Origin of the sequence: Streptomyces cyanogenus, from assembly GCF_017526105.1 — a bacterium.
Taxonomy (GTDB): Bacteria; Actinomycetota; Actinomycetes; order Streptomycetales; family Streptomycetaceae; genus Streptomyces; species Streptomyces cyanogenus.
This window is the reverse complement of record NZ_CP071839.1, coordinates 3,664,397-3,684,884: the sequence shown is the minus strand read 5'-3', so window position 1 is coordinate 3,684,884 and position 20,488 is coordinate 3,664,397. Positions and strand designations below refer to the sequence as shown.

The 20,488-nt window shown below is 73.0% G+C and carries 14 protein-coding genes; 6 read left to right on the top strand and 8 right to left on the bottom strand.

Annotated elements, in window-relative coordinates; genetic code table 11:
• Window positions 1-114 precede the first annotated feature (114 nt).
• Window positions 115-1,143: a glycosyltransferase family 2 protein gene (locus S1361_RS16410; protein WP_208032585.1), complete on the top strand. Its 1,029-nt coding sequence runs from the start codon at window positions 115-117 to the stop codon at window positions 1,141-1,143.
• 57 nt (window positions 1,144-1,200) lie between these two features.
• On the opposite strand, the gene S1361_RS16405 is transcribed toward S1361_RS16410, so the two are convergent.
• The 4 genes from S1361_RS16405 to S1361_RS16390 all read right to left on the bottom strand — a co-directional run bounded on the left by S1361_RS16405 (window position 1,201) and on the right by S1361_RS16390 (window position 6,999).
• On the bottom strand, window positions 1,201-2,802 hold the full coding sequence (locus S1361_RS16405; protein WP_208036627.1) for an LCP family protein: 1,602 nt from the start codon (window positions 2,800-2,802) through the stop codon (window positions 1,201-1,203).
• A gap of 129 nt (window positions 2,803-2,931) precedes the next feature.
• Window positions 2,932-4,689 (bottom strand): LCP family glycopolymer transferase, encoded by a 1,758-nt coding sequence (locus S1361_RS16400; RefSeq protein ID WP_208032584.1) that lies wholly within the window; start codon window positions 4,687-4,689, stop codon window positions 2,932-2,934.
• Window positions 4,690-4,928: 239 nt separating this feature from the next.
• Window positions 4,929-6,116 carry an LCP family protein gene (locus tag S1361_RS16395; protein ID WP_208032583.1) on the bottom strand — a complete coding sequence of 396 codons (1,188 nt, stop codon included), beginning with the start codon at window positions 6,114-6,116 and terminating at the stop codon, window positions 4,929-4,931.
• Window positions 6,117-6,243: 127 nt separating this feature from the next.
• On the bottom strand, window positions 6,244-6,999 hold the full coding sequence (locus S1361_RS16390; RefSeq protein WP_208032582.1) for a TIGR03089 family protein: 756 nt from the start codon (window positions 6,997-6,999) through the stop codon (window positions 6,244-6,246).
• A 129-nt stretch (window positions 7,000-7,128) separates the two neighbouring features.
• Between S1361_RS16390 and S1361_RS16385 the strand changes: the two genes are divergently transcribed.
• Both S1361_RS16385 and manB read left to right on the top strand, forming a co-directional pair.
• On the top strand, window positions 7,129-8,640 hold the full coding sequence (locus S1361_RS16385; RefSeq protein WP_243769188.1) for a peptidoglycan recognition protein family protein: 1,512 nt from the start codon (window positions 7,129-7,131) through the stop codon (window positions 8,638-8,640).
• Window positions 8,641-8,837: 197 nt separating this feature from the next.
• Window positions 8,838-9,920, top strand: coding sequence for a mannose-1-phosphate guanylyltransferase (gene manB / locus S1361_RS16380; RefSeq protein ID WP_208032580.1), 1,083 nt, complete (start codon window positions 8,838-8,840; stop codon window positions 9,918-9,920).
• Window positions 9,921-10,161: 241 nt separating this feature from the next.
• On the opposite strand, the gene S1361_RS16375 is transcribed toward manB, so the two are convergent.
• From S1361_RS16375 to S1361_RS16360, 4 genes are all read right to left on the bottom strand, one after another.
• Window positions 10,162-11,184, bottom strand: a complete 1,023-nt coding sequence (locus tag S1361_RS16375; protein ID WP_208032579.1) for a DNA-3-methyladenine glycosylase family protein — start codon at window positions 11,182-11,184, stop codon at window positions 10,162-10,164.
• Between the two features lie 84 nt (window positions 11,185-11,268).
• Window positions 11,269-12,615 carry a coenzyme F420-0:L-glutamate ligase gene (locus S1361_RS16370; protein ID WP_208032578.1) on the bottom strand — a complete coding sequence of 449 codons (1,347 nt, stop codon included), beginning with the start codon at window positions 12,613-12,615 and terminating at the stop codon, window positions 11,269-11,271.
• Window positions 12,612-13,571, bottom strand: a complete 960-nt coding sequence (gene cofD / locus S1361_RS16365; RefSeq protein WP_208032577.1) for a 2-phospho-L-lactate transferase — start codon at window positions 13,569-13,571, stop codon at window positions 12,612-12,614. Before cofD ends, S1361_RS16370 begins: the two co-directional genes overlap by 4 nt.
• Before the next feature lie 34 nt (window positions 13,572-13,605).
• Window positions 13,606-14,112, bottom strand: a complete 507-nt coding sequence (locus tag S1361_RS16360; protein WP_208032576.1) for a cysteine dioxygenase — start codon at window positions 14,110-14,112, stop codon at window positions 13,606-13,608.
• Window positions 14,113-14,788: 676 nt separating this feature from the next.
• Between S1361_RS16360 and S1361_RS16355 the strand changes: the two genes are divergently transcribed.
• The 3 genes from S1361_RS16355 to S1361_RS16345 all read left to right on the top strand — a co-directional run bounded on the left by S1361_RS16355 (window position 14,789) and on the right by S1361_RS16345 (window position 20,475).
• Entirely contained in the window at window positions 14,789-15,052 is a 264-nt protein-coding gene (locus tag S1361_RS16355; protein WP_003975777.1) for a WhiB family transcriptional regulator, read from the top strand.
• A 180-nt stretch (window positions 15,053-15,232) separates the two neighbouring features.
• Window positions 15,233-18,952, top strand: coding sequence for a glycosyltransferase (locus tag S1361_RS16350; RefSeq protein WP_243769187.1), 3,720 nt, complete (start codon window positions 15,233-15,235; stop codon window positions 18,950-18,952).
• Window positions 18,949-20,475, top strand: a complete 1,527-nt coding sequence (locus tag S1361_RS16345; RefSeq protein WP_208032575.1) for a DUF5719 family protein — start codon at window positions 18,949-18,951, stop codon at window positions 20,473-20,475. The genes S1361_RS16350 and S1361_RS16345 overlap by 4 nt, the downstream gene beginning before the upstream one ends.
• The last annotated feature ends 13 nt before the right edge of the window (window positions 20,476-20,488 follow it).

The following is a 20,488-nucleotide window of genomic DNA, read 5'->3' as shown; positions in this document are numbered from 1 at the left end:
GACGAGGCCGTACGTGGGATCCGTGAGCACAGTAGGCCGATACGATCTCCAGCCCGCGTCGCAGCCCCGGCGGCGCGCATCCGTGTCCCCCGTTCGCGGTAACGTGAGGCTCCTATGAACGCCAAGCCCGACGTGCGGCTCCCCGCCGTGTCAGTGATCATGCCCGTGCTCAACGAGGAGCGGCATCTGCGCGGGGCCGTCCAAGCGATCCTCGCGCAGGAGTACGCCGGCGAGATGGAGGTCGTGATCGCCCTCGGTCCGTCCACGGACCGCACGGACGAGATCGCCGCCGAGCTGGTCCGTGACGACCCGCGCGTGCACACCGTCCCCAACCCGACCGGCCGCACCCCGGCCGCGCTGAACGCGGCGATCAAGGCGTCCCGGCACCCGATCGTGGTCCGCGTCGACGGCCACGGCATGCTCTCGCCGAACTACATCGCGACCGCCGTGCGCCTGCTGGAGGAGACCGGCGCGCAGAACGTCGGCGGCATCATGCACGCCGAGGGCGAGAACGACTGGGAGCACGCGGTGGCCGCCGCGATGACCTCGAAGATCGGCGTCGGCAACGCGGCCTTCCACACCGGCGGCCAGGCCGGCCCCGCGGAGACGGTCTACCTCGGTGTGTTCCGCCGCGAGGCGCTGGAGCAGCAGGGCGGCTACAACGAGGAGTTCATCCGCGCCCAGGACTGGGAGCTGAACTTCCGTATCCGCGAGGCGGGCGGGCTCATCTGGTTCTCGCCCGAGCTGAAGGTGTCGTACCGGCCGCGGCCGTCGGTGCGGGCGCTGGCCAAGCAGTACAAGGACTACGGCCGCTGGCGGCACGTCGTCGCCCGCTACCACTCCGGTTCCATCAACCTGCGCTACCTGGCCCCGCCGGTGGCGGTGTGCGCGATAGCGGCGGGCCTGGTCGTCGGCGCGGCGCTGACCCCGTGGGGCTTCCTGGTTCCCGGCGGCTACCTGGCGGCGATCGTCGCGGGCTCCCTGCCGGCCGGCAAGGGGCTGTCCCCGAAGGCCCGGCTGCAGATCCCGGTGGCCCTCGCCACCATGCACATGTCCTGGGGCTGGGGCTTCCTGACCAGCCCGAAGTCGCTGGCGAGGAAGGTCATCGCCTCCCGGCGGCCCGCGGTCCTGGACGCCGTCTGACGATCCGCGAAGGGCCCCTCCCGTCCGAGGAGGGGCCCTTCGCGCTGCGCCGGTCCGTCAGTGCCACTGGTAGGGCTTGTACACGTCCATGCACGTCGGCTTGTCGGAGGCGTTGGCGGCGTCGGTGCCCTCCGGCAGGTCTCCGGCCTTCGGGGCGGACTGCTTGGGATAGGCGGTGCCGGTGCGCCAGTCCGCGCCGACGACGACCGTGACCCCCGACACGTCGGTGGACTTCTGCACCTGGCTCATCGGGATGCCCAGCGCCTTGGCCACGGCCTGGGCGTCACCTTCGAGGTCCGCGCTCGGATACCGCACGATCGTCTTGTCCTCGGCCAGGCTCCCCGAGGTGTCGGCCTGCGCCCGGGCGTAGCCCTTCTGCACGAGCACCTGGCCGATCGCCGAGGCCCGCTGCGAGACCGCGGCCTCGGTGGAGGTCCGGGTGGCGTTCTGCACCAGCACGCCGAGCCGGGCCGCGTCGACCGAGGGGGTCTTGGCCGGCTTGTCCTTGCCCGCGTCCTTCTTGCCGCCGGACTTCCCGCCGTTCTTGTCGAACGGCACGTCGTCCTGGAGCATCTGCCACACCTTGTCGGCCTTGGCCTTGTCCGGCACGACGTGGTTGTCCGGGTCGTCGGGGTCCGGGACGTTGGGCATGGTCACACTGGTGATGCGGTCGGTCGGCACCGACTTCATCTCCATGCCGAGGTCGTACAGCTTCTTGACCGTGCCGATCTCCTCGGAGACCTTCAGCGACTTGGTGGCCGCCTCGGCCAGGTCCATCAGCCGGCCGGTGTCGGTGAACACGTTCTGCTTCTTCAGCGTGCGGATCATCGAGTTCAGGTACATGTGCTGGGCGCGGGCGCGCATCAGGTCGCTGCCCCAGGCGTGCCGGGTGCGCAGCCACTGGAGGGCCTGCTCGCCCTTCACCTTGTGCGATCCCCTGGTCAGCTTCAGGCCGGAGCCGCCGCGCTGACTGGGGGTCGAGTGGTCCCAGACGTTCTGGTTCACGCAGACCTCGACACCCCCGATCGCGTCCGCCATCCGCACCACGCCCGCGAAGTCGATCGTCATCCAGTGGTCGATGTAGACCCCGGTCAGCTCCTCCCAGGTGAGCAGCGTGCAGCCGGCTCCGCCCCGGGCCAGGGTGACGTTGATGATGTCGTCCGTCGGCGGGAAGTCCTTGCCCTTCTCGTCCTTGCACTCGGGTATGTGCACGCGGGTGTCCCGCGGGATGCTGACCATGGCGGCGCTCTTGCGGTCCGCCGAGAGGTGGATGAGCATCTGCACGTCCGCGAGCGGCGGGTCGCCGACGTGGTCCCGGCTGCCGCCGAGCTTCACGTTCTCCTTGGAGTTCCGGCTGTCGGAGCCGATCAGGAGGATGTTCAGCGGGGTCTGGCCCGCCGCGTTCGGGGCGGTCCGGTGCGCCTTGGAGTCGTCGCCGCCTGCGCGCTTGCCCTTCTGGATGTTGCCGTTGAGATGCTGGTAGTACAGATATCCGGCCCCCGCCGTGCCGAGTATCACCACCGCCAGCACGGTCGCCGACCAGCGCAGCACCCGCCGTCTGCGTGTCCGCCGGTCGGTCTTCGGACCGCCGGCCCGCCGTCGGCCGCCGTGCCGGCCGGAACGCGCCGGGGCGTCCGTGATCCGCGACGTGAGCGACATCGTGTCCTCGACCGCCGGAGCCTCCCCGCGCACCTCGCTCTGCGCCAAACTCCCTGCCCTCCCCACCCTGCGCCAAGCAACGGGCCCGTCCCGCGTCCGTTTAGACGCTTGACGGGCCCATAGGGTTACCTACGAGGCGCACTTCACCTTGTCTGCCGTGGACTTGTCGACGTCCGGCGCCTTCGTCGGCACCGTGAGGGGCACGCCCGCACCCTTGAAATCCCTGCCCAGGGTCAGCGTCATGGCCGGCAGCCCCTGGGAGTTGGTCACGCTCTTGCCCGGTTTCATGGCGGCCCCGGACAGCCCCATGATCGCGGCCAGCCGGCGGGCCTGGGCCGCCTGGTCGGGCGCGTACTCCAGCGTGGTCCTGCCCAGCGGGGCGGGCGCGTTGCCGGCGTTCTCCGACTTGGTCACGCCCTCGTCGTTCTGCAGCCAGCTGAGCACCGCCTGGGCGCTGCCGGCCGCGGCCCCGCCGTTGAGGATGCGCACCCGCACCTCGGAGGCGGGCGCCTTGGTGCCCTTGAGCCGGGCGGCCTGGGCGTTCCTGGCCGCCTTCTGCTTCTTCTTCACGTCGGTGAAGGAGACGTCGTTGCGGATGGCCTCGAAGACCGCCGGGGCCTTCGACCCGTTGAGGACGACCGTGGACTTGACCTTCTCCGCCGGGTTGTCCACGACCGGCACCGTGGTGAAGGTCAGGTTCTTCGGGTTGAGCTTGCCCAGCTCCAGACCCAGGTCCTTCAGCTTGCCGATGGTGTCCAGCTTGTCGTCGACCGTCAGCGCCTTGGTGCCCGCCTCCGCCAGCTTCAGCATCTTCGTCGGGCTGCTGAGCGTGGAGTTGCCCTTCAGCTTGCGCATCAGCGCGCTCAGGAACTGCTGCTGCAGCCCGATCCGGCTCAGGTCGCCGCCGAAGCCGACGGAGTGCCGGGTGCGCACGAACGCCAGCGCCTGCTCACCGGAGATGTTGTGCGTGCCCTTGGACAGCTTCAGATGCGAGTCCTTGTCGTTGATGTCCTTGGCCAGACAGACCTCGACCCCGCCGACCGCCTCGGTCAGCGTCTTGACCGCGTTGAAGTCGGCGACCATGAAGTCGTCCGGCTTGATCCCGGTCAGCTCCGTCACCGTGCGCATCGTGCAGCTCGGCGTACGGTCGTCCTGCCCGAGGCTCGTGTTGAAACGGACACCCCGCGAGCCGGGGATGACCTTGCGGCTGCCGTCCTCCTGCTGGGTCGGGCAGTCCGGGATGTCGACGATCAGGTCACGCGGGATGCTGAGCGCGGTCGCGTTGGACCGGTCCTTGGAGACGTGCAGCAGGATCGTGGTGTCGGCGTGGCCGACGCTGCCCGAGTCGCCGTAGCCCTCGTTGCCCTTGCCGGTGCGCTTGTCGGTGCCGATCAGCAGGATGTTGATCGCCTCGTCCTTGCGGAAGCCGCCGGTGCCGGCGCCGTCGTCGGACACGGAGGTGATGTTGTCGTTCAGGTGCTTGATGTAGAGGTAGCCGGCGGCCGTCACGGCGACCAGCACGAAGGCCATGGACCCGCCGGTCCACAGCAGCACCTTCTTCGCCGTCGACTTCTTCTTGACCGGCCGCCGGGACGCGCGCCGTCCCTGCGGCGGCTCCGGTTCGGCGCCCCGGCGCCGGGCCGAGCGCGGCGCGGGCACATCGGTGCCGCGCGCCCGGGGGGACTGCCGGTTCTGCCCGGCCGGCTGCCGCGTACGGCCGCCCGTCGCACCGCCCCCGTCCCGGGAGGACGGTCTACGCGGTCCGGGAACCGGCGACTGCGCTGCGGAAGGGCTCAGTCGCAGTTCGTATTCGCCGGTGTTCGGATTGAATACCCACTGGTCTGCGGGGTCGATGTTGTCCGCCCGCCCACGGCCTTGCGCGTCCACGGTTGTCCGAATCCTCCGTCGGGGCCACGCGGCGCCTTCCCCCTCCAAGGCGCTCGGGTCTCGGTGAATCAGTGCACGGCCCCGACTAAGCCCGTCGGACCTCGCGGCCAGGTGCACCGGATCGCTCACACTATCCGCCCAGTTCAGCGTCGAGCGACGCCGGTGACAAATTCCACCTGCCTACAACCGGGCAATCCCCCTCATTTTCTGAACGGAAGTTCGGGTTCTTACCCAGCGCCTTACTCACAGGTCTGTTCGGCGGCGGTGTTCCCGCGAAACGTCGGTGCGGGCGCGGGGCCGTCCGGCCCGCCCGACCCTGTGTCCGCCCCGGGAACGTTCTGTGGAATCTCCTGGGTCACCACCACCGGCTGGTCGGCCCGCAGCCGCGCGAACAGCTTCTCGGCCTCCGGCTCCACGAGTTGATCACGGTTGGCGTCGTAGACGTACGACTCCCTCGGCACGGTCAGGAACTGCACCCGTTCCGTGGGGATGTCACGCAGCCCGCGCACCAACTGGTACAAGCCACGCAGACTGGCCAGTTCCGGGTCGGTGGTCAGCGAGGAGGTCGCCGCGTCCAGCACCGGATACAGCTTCACGGGGTTCAGCAGCACGTCGTTGCTCTGCACCTTGTTGACCAGCGCGCCGAGGAACCGCTGCTGGCGTTCCATCCGTTCGGTGTCGCTGCCGTTGCCGAGCGACTTGCGGGCCCGGACGAATCCGAGTGCCTGCTCCCCGTCGAGCGTGACCTTCCCCGCGGGCAGTTTCAGCTTCGCCGCCGCGTCGTCGACGGGTTCCTTCAGGCACACCTCCACCCCGTCGACGGCGTCCACCATCTCCTTGAACCCGCTGAAGTCCACGACCATGTGGTGGTCGACGCGGATGCCGGTCAGCTTCTCGACGGTCCGGATCGTGCACGCCGAACCGCCCACCTGGAAAGCGTGGTTGAACATCGCGAACACCGGGTCGCTGCGTCTGCCGTCCTCCTGCCGGCAGCCCGGGATGTCCACCATCAGGTCCCGGGGCAGCGAGACGGCGGTGGCGCTGTGCCGGTCGGCGGCCAGGTGCAGCAGGATCGTGGTGTCCGACCGCTCGCTGCCGAGGTCACGGCCGTACTTGCCGTTGCCGTCCCCGGCCCGGGTGTCGGACCCGATCAGCAGGATGTTCTGCGCGTCCCGCACCAGCGCGGTGGGCCGCTCCCGCTCGTACCGGGCGAGTTCGGCGGCAGCGGCGTCGTCGGCGGTGATGTTGCCGCTCAGCTTCGCGTAGACGGCCCAGCCGGCGCCGCCGGCCGCGGCGACCAGGACGGCCGCCGCCAGCGCGGAACCGTGCAGCCTGCGCCGGCGCCGCCGTCGTGTCAGGCCGTCCCCGGTCGCCGAGGCGCCCGACCCGAGACCGGGACCGAGGGGCTTGCCTGCGGTGTCGGTCACGATGGGGCCATCCCCTCACGGCGTACGAGCGTCGCGTCCTGCACTTACGACGATGGCGGGGGAGGGGGCCGGAAGCGCCCTGTACTACTCCGATCGGGGGAACGGCGGCCCTGCCCCCGCCGCGCCCTCACCGTCGTACTGCCGTCACCCGCTCGCTCTCCACCCGCTTGGCGAGCGCGTCCTCGTCCAGCCGCTCCAGGTTCCGGCACAGCACCACGGACCCCCCGACGGCCAGCGGCGAGAACAGTCCCGCGCTCAGCCCCTCCCAGGTGTCGTACGGCAGCCCGGACAGCAGCCTCGAACCCGGTCCCGTCAGTCCCAGCGCGCCCGCCTCGGAAGCGGCCCGGTCGACGACCTCGGCTCCGCTGAACTCCCGCCCCGCGACGATGAGCGCCGGCTCCTGCGGGTCCACCGGCGCGAACGGGGCGAACCGGTCGCCCTGTCCGGGCACTTCCACGGCGTAGTCGAGGAAACCGGCCGGGGTCTGCGGGAAGCGCCCGCCCAACGGCCGCAGCGCCAGCGCCACTCGCTCACCGGAGCAGGCCAGCGCGGCGTCCAGCGAGTCCGGCCCGCTCACCACCACGTCGGCCGCCGCCGGATTCCCGCCGACGTCCGCGACCGCGCCCACCGAGGAACAGGCCACCAGCCACACCGCCGTCTGCCAGTGCGCGGGCAGCAGCAGCGCGACCCGGTCGCCGGGCCCGGCGGAGAGGTCGCCCTGGAGGAGGTTGGCGGTCTTGGCCACCCAATTGGCGAAGGTGGCCACGGACAGTTCGACGCGTTCGCCCGTGGCGTCGTCGTAGAAGGTCACCAGCGGGCGGCCGGGATCCGTGGCGAGCGCGGAAGTCAGCAGGTCGGCAGGGGTGCGATCGGTGGCGTTCACCCGGGACAGGGTACGCGCGGGCGGGCGGGTGCGCCGGGCGGTGGGGCCACCGGTTCGGCGGAACGCCTCCCGACACCCCGTCAGTTTCCGGATGGACATATTTGTCTGACTATGTCCAAGATCATGCTCATGCGTGGATTCCTCACTTCCTGTCCCGGCGTCTCCCCGCTCACCGCCTGCTCGATCGGCGTCGGCCTCGCCGCGGCCGTCGCGCTCGCCCCGGCCCTGCCGGCGACCGCCGCGACGGCACCGGCCGGGTCCGCCGTTCCGGGCGGCACCCGGTCGCTGCCGCTCGTCCCCCTCGCCCGGGAACGCGTCCTCGGCACCGCCCCGGAACAGGGGCTGTACCGCACCGGCCTCGAACGGTTCGCGCTGCTCGGCGTCGTCTGGGACGACCCGGGCACCGAGTTGCGCGGCCGGGTGCAGGTGCGCACGCGGTCCGCCGCCACGGGCGAGTGGTCCGGCTGGCAGGACGTCGAGACGCACACCGCCGACCACGGCGCCGACCCGGGTGCGACGGAGGGCTCGGCCCGCCGGGTGCGCGGGGGGACCGCGCCGCTGTGGGTGGGGGAGTCGGACGGCGTGGACGTACGGGTGCAGGCGGAAGGGGCGGGGGGCGCGTCCGGGAAGCGTGCCGGAGTCCCGCGGCCGCTGCCGGCGGGGCTGCGGCTGGAGCTGGTCGACCCCGGGAAGGACGGAGGCGACGGCGGGGGCGGAGGCGACACGGGCGTCGCGGACGCCGTGGATGCCGACGAGGCCGGTGAAGCACTGGAGGCGCAGGAGGCGAAGGAGGCCAAGGCCCGGGAGACCAAGGAGGCCGGCGAGGCCGGCGAAAGGGTGCCCGAGCCCCTGCCGGCCGACGACCCGCCCCGCACCGCCCTGGACACGGAGGCCGCGATCGCCGCGTCCGGCGCCAACGCCGACATCACCGAGTTCGGCGCCACCGCGATCCCGGAACTGGACCGGAAGGCCACCGAACTGGAGCTGGGCCGTCTCCAGGGCACCACGCTCGACGACTCCTCGCGGGGCAAGCCGTACATCGGGCCGCGCCCGCGGATCGTCACCCGCCGGGGCTGGGGCGCGGACGAGTCACTGCGCGAACGCGGGTTCGTCTACACGAAGAAGGTCAAGGCGGCCTTCGTCCACCACACGGCCTCGGGCAACAAGTACACCTGCGCCCAGGCGCCGTCCGTCATCCGCGGTATCTACCGCTACCACGTCAAGAGCATGGGCTGGCGGGACATCGGCTACAACTTCCTCGTCGACAAGTGCGGAACCCTCTACGAGGGCCGGGCCGGGGGCGTGGCCAAGGCGGTGCTCGGCGCGCACACCCTCGGGTTCAACACCAACAGCATGGGCATCGCGGTGATCGGCACGTACGCGTCGAGCAAGCCGTCGGGCAGCGCGGTGACGGCCGTCGCCCGGCTCACCGCGTGGAAGCTCGGGCTCTATGGGGCCAATCCGCTCGGAAAGACATATCTCACGTCGGGCGGTGGCAATCTCTACCCCAAGGGGAAGAACGTACGACTGAACGTCATCTCCGGCCACCGCGACGGGTTCGCCACCGAGTGCCCCGGCAAGCGGCTCTACGCCAAGCTCGGCACGGTCCGCTCCAGCGCGGCGACGTACCAGGGGCGCTGAGGCCGGGGCCCGCGTTCACCGCCGTCGGGGGACGAGTGGGGGGACGGGTGGGGGACGGGTGGGGGAAACCGCACGCCGATCTCGCGGGACACCGCGCGGCCATCGAGGGCGTCGTCGCACGGTCTGCATACACTGACCGGCCGGAACGAGTGTTCACGAGAAGTTCGGCCGGTCCCGGCAGGAAGCAGAGACGACAGGTGACAGAAGCGATCCTCCTGGTCGGCGGCAAAGGCACCCGGCTGCGGCCGCTCACGGTGCACACGCCCAAGCCGATGGTGCCGGCCGCCGGGGTGCCGTTCCTCACCCACCAGCTGGCACGGGCGCGGGCGGCGGGCGTCGAGCACATCGTCCTCGCGACCAGTTATCTGGCCGAGGTCTTCGAGCCGTACTTCGGCGACGGATCCGCGCTGGGCCTGCACATCGAGTACGTGACGGAGGAGGAGCCGCTCGGCACGGGCGGGGCCATCCGCAACGTCGCCGCCCGCCTGCACTCCGGGCCGGACGACCCGGTGCTGATCTTCAACGGCGACATCCTGACGGGCCTGGACATCAGGGCCCTGGTGAACACCCACGAGTCGACGGGCGCCGACGTCTCGCTCCACCTGACGAAGGTGACGGACCCGCGCGCGTACGGCCTCGTGCCCACGGACGAGACCGGCCGCGTGCTGGCCTTCCTGGAGAAGCCGCAGACCCCGGAGGAGATCGTCACCGACCAGATCAACGCGGGGGCGTACGTCTTCCGCCGCTCGCTGATCGACACGATCCCGGCCGGCCGTCCGGTCTCGGTGGAGCGGGAGACCTTTCCCGGCCTGCTGGCCGCGGGCGCGCATCTGCAGGGCATGGTCGACTCCACGTACTGGCTGGACCTCGGCACCCCGGCCGCGTTCGTCCGCGGCTCGGCCGACCTGGTCCTCGGCCGCGCGCCGTCCCCGGCCGTGCCCGGCCGCCGCGGCGACCGCCTCGTGCTGCCCACGGCCACGGTGGCGCCGGACGCCAAGCTGACGGGCGGCACGGTGGTGGGCGAGGGCGCGTTCGTGGCGGAGGGCGCGCGGATCTTCGGCTCCACCATCCTCGCGGGTGCCGTCATCGAGCCCGGGGCCGTCATCACCGACTCCCTCATCGGGGCTCGCGCCCGCGTCGGGGAGCGTTCCGTCCTCACCGGGACGGTCATCGGTGACGGCGCGGTCGTGGGCGCCGACAACGAGCTCCGCGAGGGGGTACGGGTGTGGTGCGACGCCCACATCCCGTCGGGCGCCGTCCGCTTCTCCTCCGACCAGTAACCTCCCGAGTTCTCCTCGGGCCGGTCCCCGGGCGCCGTCCATGGGGGCTGCGCCCACCAGACCCCCATCGGCCCAGCGCCCCCGCCGTCGTCCTGCGCGGCCCGCCGGGGGCTCCTCGCGCGGTTCCCCGCGCCCCTGGGGAACTGCCCCACCGCCGGCTACGAGGCACCGTTGCCGCGCGGCGGCCCCGTTAAGTGATCCGGCCCCCGGCCGGCTCGGGCTCGGGTGTCGTGACGGCGGGTCAGAGCAAGCCGATGTCGACGCGGCGCATCTTGGGGGCGCGTCGCGCCGGTACCGCCCCGCTCAGCAGGATCAGGCGAGCCGCCCGATGCCGCTGCCCGGCATACGGCTCCAGCAACCGCAGCATCTCCGCGTCGTCCGCGTCCCGGTCCCCCGCCAGCGCCCAGCCCACGATGCCCGGCAGATGCAGGTCCCCGACGGTCACCGCGTCCGCCGCCCCATGACTGCGCTGCACCACTTCCGCCGACGTCCAGGGTCCTACCCCCGGCACGACCTCCAACCGCGCCCGGGCCTCGGCCGCCGGCATCCCCACCGTCTGCTCCAGCCGCGCGGCGACCCGCACGGCCCGCAGAACCGTGGACGCCCGCTTGTCGTCGACCCCGGCCCGATGCCACTCCCAGGACGGAATCAGCGCCCAGGTCCGCGGCGCCGGCATCACCCGCATCGGCCGTTCGCCCGACCCCGCGGGCCCCGGCGCCGGCTCACCGAACCGCCGCACGAGCCGCCGCCACGCCCGGTACGCCTCGTCGGTGGTGACCTTCTGCTCCAGCACGGACGGGATCAGCGACTCCAGCACCAGCCCGGTCCGGGTCAGCCGCAGCCCCGGCCGCCGGTGCCGCGCCAGTGCCACCAGCCGGTGCCGCGGCACGAACGCGCCGGGATCGTCGGCGGCACCGAGCAGCTCCGGCAACTGCTCCAGCAGCCACTCGGCGCCCGGCCCCCACGCCTCACCGAGCACCTCGCCGCCGTACGCCCGCACCCGCAGCGTGCCCGGCCCGGCGGGCGTACGGCAGGCCCGCCACACGGAGCCGTCCGCCGTGGCCCGGAACGTCGGGTCGGCGGGCCCGCGCCGCAGCGGGCCGAGGGTCAGCCCGAGGTCCAGGGGCCCGTCCGGCACCCACCGCCGTACCCGCGCGGGAACCGCCGCCTGCCGCGGTATCCCGGCAGCGGCCGCCGCGGGCGCGGCGACCTGTCCGCCGCGCACGGTCGTGCGTGTGGGCCGCTGGGGGAAACGTCCTGCCACGAGTGGGTCCTAGGGGTGCCGGTCGGTATCTGGAGGTGCCGGTCGAGCCCCGGCGTGCCGGTGCCGTCCTACGAGACTAGGCGCTCAGCGCACCGTCACGAACGCCCCCGCGTCCCGCTCCGGCCGCGGTCTGGGCTCCTCCGCCGGACGGCCGACCGCCACCGCGCCCATCGGATCCCAGTCCGCCGGCAGCTCCAGCACCTCGCGCACCACGTCCCGGCAGAACATCGTGGACGACACCCAGGCCGAGCCCAGCTGCTCCCCGGCCAGCGCGACCAGCAGGTTCTGCACGCCCGCGCCCATGGCGACCACGAACATCTCGCGCTCGGCACCGTCCCGCCGGGCGTCCCCGTAGGTGTGCGAGCCGTCCATCACGAGGCACGGCACGATCAGGTACGGCGCGTTGCGCAGCACGTCACCGCGCCGGATCCGCTTGGCGACGGACTCCTCGCTCTTGCCGTCCCGGCGCAGGTCGGCGATCCAGGCGTCCCGCATCGCGTCCAGCAGCCGTACCCGCGACTCCCGCGACTCCAGCAGCACGAACCGCCAGGGCGTGGTGTGGTGCGGGGCGGGCGCGGTGACCGCCGCGGCCACCGCGCGGCGGACCGCGCCGGGGTCCACGGGCTCGTCGGTGAAGGCCCGCACGGTACGGCGCTGGGTGACGGCCTCCCGCACCGCCTCGGAGGTGCCGAGCCGGAACATGTCGTCCCGCGCGGTGCGCACCAGCGCCCGCGCGCCCTCGTCGGCACCGCCGTCCTCGCCGTCCTCACCGGCCAGGACGTGGGGCAGTCCGCGGACCACGGCCACCGGCCGCCCCGCCGTCTTGCCCTTGACCAGGTCACCGGCGGCGGCCAGCTCGTCCGCGGTGGCGACGACGGTCGCGCTCAGCGGGTTGCCGTGGGCGTCCGTGCCGCCGCGCAGATCGTCCAGCACGCGCACCCCGGCTGCGCCGATCGCCACGTCGGTGAGCCCCGCGCGCCAGGGCCGCCCGAAGGTGTCGGTGACGACGACGCCGACGTCGACGCCGAGGGAGTCGCGCAGCCCGGCCCGGATCGCGCGCGCGGACGCGTCCGGGTCCTCGGGCAGCAACAGCACGGTCCCGGCAGGGGTGTTGGACGCGTCGACGCCCGCCGCTGCCATGACCAGGCCCTGCCGGGTCTCCACGATGCGCAGCGGACCGCGCCGGGCCACGACCCGGACCGTCTCGGCGTCGATCGCGGCCTCCCGGTCGGCGGCCTGCACGACCCGCCCCTCCGCCTTGGAGACGATCTTGGAGGTGACGATCAGCACGTCCCCGTCGGCCAGGCCCGGCTCGGCGGCGGCGATCAGCTTGGCGACGTCGTCGCCCGGCCGCACCTCGGGGATGCCGGACAGGGCCCAGACCCGGTACCCGGGCTGCTCGGCCGGCCCGGCGGACGCCGTTGCGCTCACGCCCCCCGCACCTCCTCGGCCAGCGCCAGCGCCTCCCGCACCATCTGCGCGGTCGCGTCCACGTCGGTCATCATCAGCGGTACGGCCCGGCAGCGGATGCCGTCCGCCTCGATCCGCTCGACGGCGTCCGCGTCGACGGTGTCGACCAGCCAGCCGTCGAGCAGCCCCGAGCCGTAGTGCTCGGCGACCGCGGCGGCCGTGGACTCCACGCCGACCGCGGCGAGCACCTTGTCGGCCATGCCGCGCACCGGCGCGTCCCCGACGATCGGGGAGAGGCCGATCACCGGCACGCCCGCCTCGGCGATGGCCTCCCGGATGCCGGGCACGGCGAGGATGGTGCCGATGGACACGACCGGGTTGGACGGCGGGAAGAGGATGACGTCCGCCTCCGCGATGGCCTCCAGCACGCCCGGGGCCGGCTTGGCCTGCTCGGCGCCGACCGGGACGACCGCCTCGGCCGGGACCGAGGCCCGCAGCTTCACCCAGTACTCCTGGAAGTGGATCGCCTTGCGCTCACCCTCCAGCTCGACGGCCACGTGCGTCTCGACGCGGTCGTCGGTCATCGGGATGAGCCGCACGCCCGGCTTCCAGCGGTCGCACAGCGCCTCGGTGACCGCGCTCAGCGGATAGCCGGCGCCCAGCATCTGCGTCCGCACGATGTGCGTGGCGAAGTCCCGGTCGCCCAGCCCGAACCACTCCGGGCCGACGCCGTAGGCCGCCAGTTCCTCCTTGAGGTGGAAGGTCTCGTCGGACCGCCCCCAGCCCTGCTCCTCGTTGATGCCGCCGCCGAGCGTGTACATCACCGTGTCCAGGTCCGGGCAGACCTTCAGACCGAAGAGGTGGATGTCGTCGCCGGTGTTGCCGATGACCGTGATGTCCGCGTCCGGCACGGCCCGCTTCAGACCGCGCAGGAAACGGGCACCGCCGATGCCGCCTGCCAGAACCACAATGCGCATGGGGGCAAGTCTTGCAGGCGGGTCCGACAATGCGTCAGGCAGTCACGGCACCCGGCGTGGTCCGCGCCTCGCAGTGCGGGGAGGTGTGCATCGGCATCTCGGTCAGGCCGGGGTGGTACACGTGCAGGCTGACCGCCGGTTCCAGCGCGTCGTTGACGACCTCGTGCACGTACCCCGGCGCGAACACCCGCTGGGTGCCCGCAGCCAGCGCGCGCGTGCCGCGCTCGGTGCGCTCGGTGAGGGTGCCGTCCAGGACCGTGAGCACGCCGGACGAGCGCCCGTGGTCGTGCAGCCCGCTGCCCTGCCCGGGCACCCAGGACAGCAGCCACACCTCGTAGCCGGGGCCGGTGCGCAGCCGGTGGTACCAGCGGGTGGTGGCGTCGTACCGGACGAGGTGGGCCCACTGGGCGCGGTCGTCGGCGATCGAGCGGGCGAGGCCCACGAACTCGGCGACGGTGGCAGGGTGCTCGCGCGGCGGCTGGAGCAGGTGCGGGACCTCGAGGATGTCGCCGGCGATCTGGAGGTCGTTGTCGCTGTTCATCGGGGTGCGCTGGTCCTCGGTGAAAGAGTGGGGGCTGATGCTGGGTGACGCGTTCGGTCCGCCCGGGTCACGGGCGGGCGGGGTGCCCTGGATGAGGGATCACTGAGCGGGAGACGCGACCGAGCCGGGATGGACTCGGGGACAGCCGGAGCGGGCTCGGCTCAACAGCTGGGACAGCAACAACAGCTACAGCGCGCGCGGGCGGCACCGAGGGACCCGGCGGTGCGGGTCGAGGTGGGTGCCAAGTTCGCGAGCATGCCCACTAGGACACCGGTTCACACCCGCACTGTCAACTCCGCGCCCGGTATGTGGGACATGTTTCACCTCATCCGGTTCATCTGCGCGGTGAAAGGTTTGCTCACCGGGAGGTGGGGACACATGGGGCACATCCGAGCGCTCGAGCCTCGCGGAACGCGATCGAACACGGAGACGTCCTTCTCCGTACAGAGTTCTGTACGGAGGTACGGCCGCCCCCGCGGGCCCCGCTGCGTGCCGAGGTTTATGCCGATTTGAACACTTTCCGCACGGCCTTGGTTCCGCAGAGTGAATAACGGGCTCAATAGCAGATCTCGGCTTGACTCGCCCGGAGCAGCACACTTGTAATTTCACTCGTGTCGTTCAGCCGAAATCGGTAACGGCTACGCACGGGGACGCGAAAGACAGACGAGGGGCGCACATGACCGAGCTGGTGCAGCAACTGCTGGTCGACGACGCGGACGAGGAACTCGGCTGGCAGGAGCGCGCGCTGTGCGCCCAGACCGACCCCGAGTCCTTCTTTCCCGAGAAGGGCGGCTCCACCAGAGAGGCCAAGAAGGTCTGCCTCGCCTGTGAGGTCCGCTCCGAGTGCCTCGAGTACGCCCTCGCCAACGACGAGCGTTTCGGCATCTGGGGCGGCCTGTCCGAGCGCGAACGCCGCCGCCTGAAGAAGGCCGCCGTGTGACGGTACGTACGACCGCAAACGTCACGAACGGCCCGTCGCCCGTGGGTTGTCCACAGGCGGCGGGCCGTCGTCATGGCCAGCCGATAGTGTGGTCGCTCGTCCGAGACGCCCCGCTGTCCCCTCGTCCCCGAGAAGACGCGGGCGTCCACCGCAGTCCATCGAACCGGGGCCCGTACCTCGATGTCCGTGCACAGCCATACGGCCGCCCGCACCGGCGCCGCCACCGCTGGGTTTGACCCGACCCGCCCGCCAGAGTTCCCGCGTCATGTGGTGACCGCGGTCCTCGTCTCCCACGACGGCGCCCGCTGGCTGCCCGACGCGCTCGCCGGGCTGCTCGGCCAGGAGCGCCCCGTCCAGTACGCGGTGGCCGCCGACACCGGCAGCGCGGACGACTCCGCCCAGCTGCTCACCGACGCCCTCGGCGACGCCCGGGTGCTGCACCTCGCCCGCCGCACCGGCTTCGGCCAGGCCGTGGAGGAGGCGACCCGCACCGCACCCCTCCTCACCCCCGAGGACCTGCCGTACCTCAAGCGCCCCAGCGGCTGGGACCCCGTCACGCGCAGCTGGCGCGACGACGCCTACGACCTGCCCGAACTGCCGCACGGCGAGCCCGTCCACTGGCTGTGGCTGCTGCACGACGACTGCGCCCCGGAACCCGACGCCCTCGCCCAGCTGCTGCGGGTCGTCGACAACGAACTCGAACTCGGCCGCGACGACGTCGCGGTCGTCGGCCCCAAGCTGCGCGGCTGGTACGACCGCCGCCAGCTGCTGGAGGTCGGCGTCTCCATCGCCAACTCCGGCCGCCGCTGGACCGGCCTGGACCGGCGCGAGCAGGACCAGGGCCAGCACGACCACGTCCGCACCGTGCTGTCCGTGTCCACCGCCGGCATGCTCATCCGCCGGGACGTCTTCGAACAGCTCGGCGGCTTCGACCGCCGGCTGCCCCTCATGCGTGACGACGTCGACCTGTGCTGGCGCGCCCACACCGCCGGCCACCGCGTCCTGATCGCCCCCGACGCGGTCGTCCGGCACGCCGAGGCCGCCTCCCGCGAGCGCCGCACGGTCGACTGCGCCGGCCGCACCGCCGCCTCCCCGCACAAGGTCGACAAGGCCGGCGCCGTCTACACCCTGCTCGTCAACACCCGTGCGGCCGCGCTGCCCTGGGTGCTGCTGCGGCTCGTCGTCGGCACCGTCCTGCGCACCCTCGCCTACCTCGTCGGCAAGGTCCCCGGCCAGGCCGTCGACGAGATCCGCGGCCTGCTCAGCACGCTGCTGCGGCCCGAGCGGATCCTCGCCGCCCGGCGCCGCCGCGGCCCCGCCCGGATCGACAAGGGCGAACTGCGCCCGCTGTTCCCGCCGCCCGGCGCCACCGTCCGGGCCACTGTGGAACAGATCGCGGGCAGCTTCACCAGCGGCACCGACACCGACACCTCCTCGGCCGGCCGGCACGGCGGCGCCGTGGAATCCGGGCCCGGCGGCGACGACGCCGAGTTCCTGGAGGTCGAGCAGTTCGCCCGGCTCAAGCGCATCGCCCGCAAACCCGGCCCGGCGCTCTTCCTCGCGCTGCTGCTCATCTCCTTCGTCGCCTGCCGCGCTCTCCTCGGTGGCGGTGCCCTCGCCGGCGGCGCCCTGCTGCCCGCCCCGGCCGGCGCCGGCGACCTGTGGTCCCGCTACCTGGACGCCTGGCACCCGGTGGGCGCCGGCGGCACCCCGTCCGCGCCGCCCTACCTGGCGATCGTCGCGGCCCTCGCCTCGATCCTCTTCGGCTCCACCGGACTCGCCGTCACCGTCCTGCTGGTCTGCTCGGTGCCGCTCGCCGGATGCACCGCCTACTTCGCCTCCCGGCCCTTGGTCTCCTCCCGGCTGCTGCGCGCGTGGGCGGCCATCGCCTACGCCTTCCTGCCCGCCACCACCGGCGCCCTGGCCGGCGGCCGCATCGGCACCGCCGTCCTCGCCGTGCTGCTGCCGCTCGTCGCGCGCGCGGGCATCGCCGCGAGCGGCCTGGCCAACCGCACCGGCGCGCGCGGCAGCTGGCGGGCCACCTGGGCGTACGCGCTGCTGCTGACCATCACCACCGCCTTCACCCCGATCGTCTGGCCCATCGCGCTGATCCTCGGTTTCGGCGTGCTGGTGCTGCGCCGCGGCGACCTCGTCGCCCACGGCCTGCGCTTCCTCGCCCAGCTCGGCACCCCGCTGCTGGTACTGGCCCCCTGGTCGCTGACCCTGCTGCCGGCCGGCTTCTTCCGGGAGGCCGGCCTGGAGTACGGCCCCTCGGCCGCCTCCGCGCTCGACCTGCTCGGCGCCGCCCCCGGCGGCCCCGGCACCGTGGACGGCCTGATGCTCATCGGCATCGTGCTCGCCGCGCTCGCCGCCCTGCTGCGCTCCGAGCGGCAGCTCGGCATCCGTACCGCGTGGGCCGCCGCCCTGGTCGGCCTGGTCTTCGCGGTCCTGTCCAACAAGTCCGCCTGGGCCGGACCGGCCACCCTCGTCTACGGCATCGCCCTGCTGGCCGCCGCGGCCCTCGGCGCCGACGGGGCACGCGCGCGCGTGGCCGAGCAGAGCTTCGGCTGGCGCCAGCCAGTCGCCGCACTGATCGCCTTCGCCTCGGCCGCCGGCCCGCTGCTCGTCGCCGCCGGCTGGATGATCGGCGGCGCCGACGGCCCCCTGGAGCGCCGCGACCCCGCCCAGGTTCCCGCGTTCGTCGCCGAGGACTCCTCCGGCGGCGACCAGGCCCGCACCCTGGTCCTCGACAGCGACTCCACCGCGCGCGTGCGCTACACCCTGGTCCGCGGCTCCGGCGCGCGCATGGGCGACGCCGAACTCGCCGCCGCCGACGGCGCGAACGCCCGCCTGGACAAGATCGTCGCCAACCTCGTCGCCGGCTCCGGAGCCGACCAGGCCGACGAACTCGGCGGCTTCGCCGTGCGCTACGTCCTCGTCCACAAGGGCGCCCCCCGCGACATCACCCGGATCCTCGACGCCACCCCCGGCCTGTCCCGGCTCAGCCAGCAGAACGGCAACGCCCTGTGGCGCGTCGGCCAGGACGTCGCCCGCGCGGCCATCGTGCCCGCCGCCGGCCCGGGCAAGGCCCAGCCCGTCACCGCGGGACCGGTCGAGATCCACACGACGATCCCCGCCGGCTCCGGCAGCCGCGTCCTGCGCCTCGCCGACAGCGCCGCCGACGGCTGGACGGCCACCCTCGACGGCAAGCCGCTCACCCGCACCACGGTCGACGGCTGGGCCCAGGGCTTCCGGTTGCCCTCCGCCGGAGGCAGGCTGGACGTCACCTACGACGCCCCGATCGCCCACACCGCCTGGCTCTGGGCGCAGGGCGCGCTCGCCGTCGTCCTGGTCGTCCTCGCGCTGCCCGGCCGCCGCCGCGACGTCGACGACGACCTGCCCGAGGAGCAGCCCCTGCCCGCCCAGGCCACCACGGGCGAGGGCCGCCGCGCCCGCCGCCTGCGCGCCCAGGCCGAGGAAGCCTCCGCCGAGGACCACCCCGGCACACCCCCGCAGCCCGAGCAGCCCCCGGCCGCCGCACCGGCCGTACCACAGCAGCAGTCGTACGACGAGGAGGTCGCCCCGGCCGGGCAGGGCCGGGACTGGGGGAGCGACCCGGCCGCCTACGGGAACTCCGGATACGCCGGTTACGGCGGCACGGACCCGTACCAGACCGGGACGGGCTACGACCAGCAGCCGTACCAGCAGCCCGACCCCTACCAGACGGCCCCCTACGACCCGTACGCGTACAACGGCACCGCCGACCAGATGACGTACGACCCGGCCGCCTACCAGCAGCAGGGCTACGACCCGGCGTACGACCCCGCCCAGCAGGGCTACGACCCGGCCCAGCACCCCCACGGCACCGGCAGCCAGCGCCCCGACGGGAGCCAGCAGTGAACCGCACCACCCTGTCCCTGATCGCCGGTACGACCGCGCTGGCCGCCGTCACCGCGTTCGCCGCGTTCGACTCGCCGTCGGCGTCCGGCGCCGCCGCCCCGGAGGCAGCCGCCCAACTGCCCGTGGAGCGCACCGGTCTGCTGTGCCCGGCGCCGAGCATGTCGGACATCGCCGACACGGCGTACACGTCGTTCACGCCCGTCACCAAGGGGGCCGCGAGCGGCGGCAAGGCCCAACTCCAGGCCGCCGGCGGGCAGTCGGCGGACGGCGCGGAAGGCGGCAAGGGCGGCAGGAACGGCAAGGGCGGCAAGGCAGCGGGGAAGAAGGCCGAGGAGCCGGTGCTCACCCCGAAGGCACCGGGCACGCCGGTCACCGGCGAGACCTCCGGCGCCGAGACACCCGCGCTGATCGGCACCGCGGACGGCCGGTTCGCGCCCGGCTGGACCGTCCAGGAGACCACCGAGGTCGCCGCCGGCACCGGCCGGGGCCTTCAGGGGGTCAACTGCACCGGAGCGGACACCGAGTTCTGGTTCCCCGGCGCCGCCACGGCCACCGGCCGCACCGACTACGTCCATCTGACCAACCCCGACGACTCCGCCGCCGTGGTCGACATCGAGCTGTACGGCAAGGGCGGCGCGATCAAGTCCCCGCTGGGCGAGAACCTCACGGTCAAGCCGCATGCGAGCGAGCCGATCCTGCTCTCCACCCTCACCGACGAGCGGCAGGCCGACGTGACCGTGCACGTCAGCGTGCGCAGCGGCCGGGTCGGCGCGGCCGTGCAGGCCCTGGACGACAAGGCGGGCGGCGACTGGCTGGCCGCCGCCACCGACCCGGCCGGCAGCCAGGTCCTGCCCGGCATCCCGAAGGACGCCACCGACGTCCGCCTGATCGCCTTCACCCCGGGCGACGACGACGCCGACCTGAAGATCCGCCTGGCCTCGCCCGACGGCCTGATCACCCCGGCCGGGAACGAGACCGTGCACGTGAAGTCCGGCATGACGACGGCGGTCGACCTCGGCGACGTCACGCGCGGCGAGCCCGGCTCCCTGGTCCTCACCCCCACCGGCCAGACGGTCCCGGTCGTGGCGGCCCTCCAGGTCGTCCGGGGCAAGGGCGACAAGCGGGAAACCGCGTTCATCCCGGCCACCGCCGCCGTCGGCGCGCGCGCGACCTCCGCCGACAACAGCGCCAAGGGCACGACCCTCGCCCTGACCGCCCCGAGCGGCACGGCCACGGTCAAGGTCACCGCCTCCGCCGGCAGCGAGGGCGGCACCCCGGCGACCAAGACCTTCACCATCAGGTCCGGCACCACGCAGGACGTCGACGTCCCGGCCCCGGCCGGCCTGAAGGGCACGTACGCCCTGACGGTCGAACCCGTCTCCGGCGGCCCGGTCTACGCCTCCCGCACCCTCGCCGCCAGCGAGGGAGGCATCCCCGCCTTCACCATCCAGACCCTCCCGAACGACCACGGAACGGTCGCGGTACCGCAGACGAAGGAGGACCTGTCGGTCCTGCAGAGGTAGGAACGCGCGGTCG

Bases quoted from the DNA above. Each gene is read 5' to 3' on its own strand.
- cofD (WP_208032577.1), bottom strand. From the start codon at position 13,571: ATGCGCATTGTGGTTCTGGCAGGCGGCATCGGCGGTGCCCGTTTCCTG.
- S1361_RS16410 (WP_208032585.1), top strand. From the start codon at position 115: ATGAACGCCAAGCCCGACGTGCGGCTCCCCGCCGTGTCAGTGATCATG.
- S1361_RS16350 (WP_243769187.1), top strand. From the start codon at position 15,233: ATGTCCGTGCACAGCCATACGGCCGCCCGCACCGGCGCCGCCACCGCT.
- S1361_RS16360 (WP_208032576.1), bottom strand. From the start codon at position 14,112: ATGAACAGCGACAACGACCTCCAGATCGCCGGCGACATCCTCGAGGTC.
- S1361_RS16355 (WP_003975777.1), top strand. From the start codon at position 14,789: ATGACCGAGCTGGTGCAGCAACTGCTGGTCGACGACGCGGACGAGGAA.
- S1361_RS16405 (WP_208036627.1), bottom strand. From the start codon at position 2,802: ATGTCGCTCACGTCGCGGATCACGGACGCCCCGGCGCGTTCCGGCCGG.
- S1361_RS16385 (WP_243769188.1), top strand. From the start codon at position 7,129: ATGCGTGGATTCCTCACTTCCTGTCCCGGCGTCTCCCCGCTCACCGCC.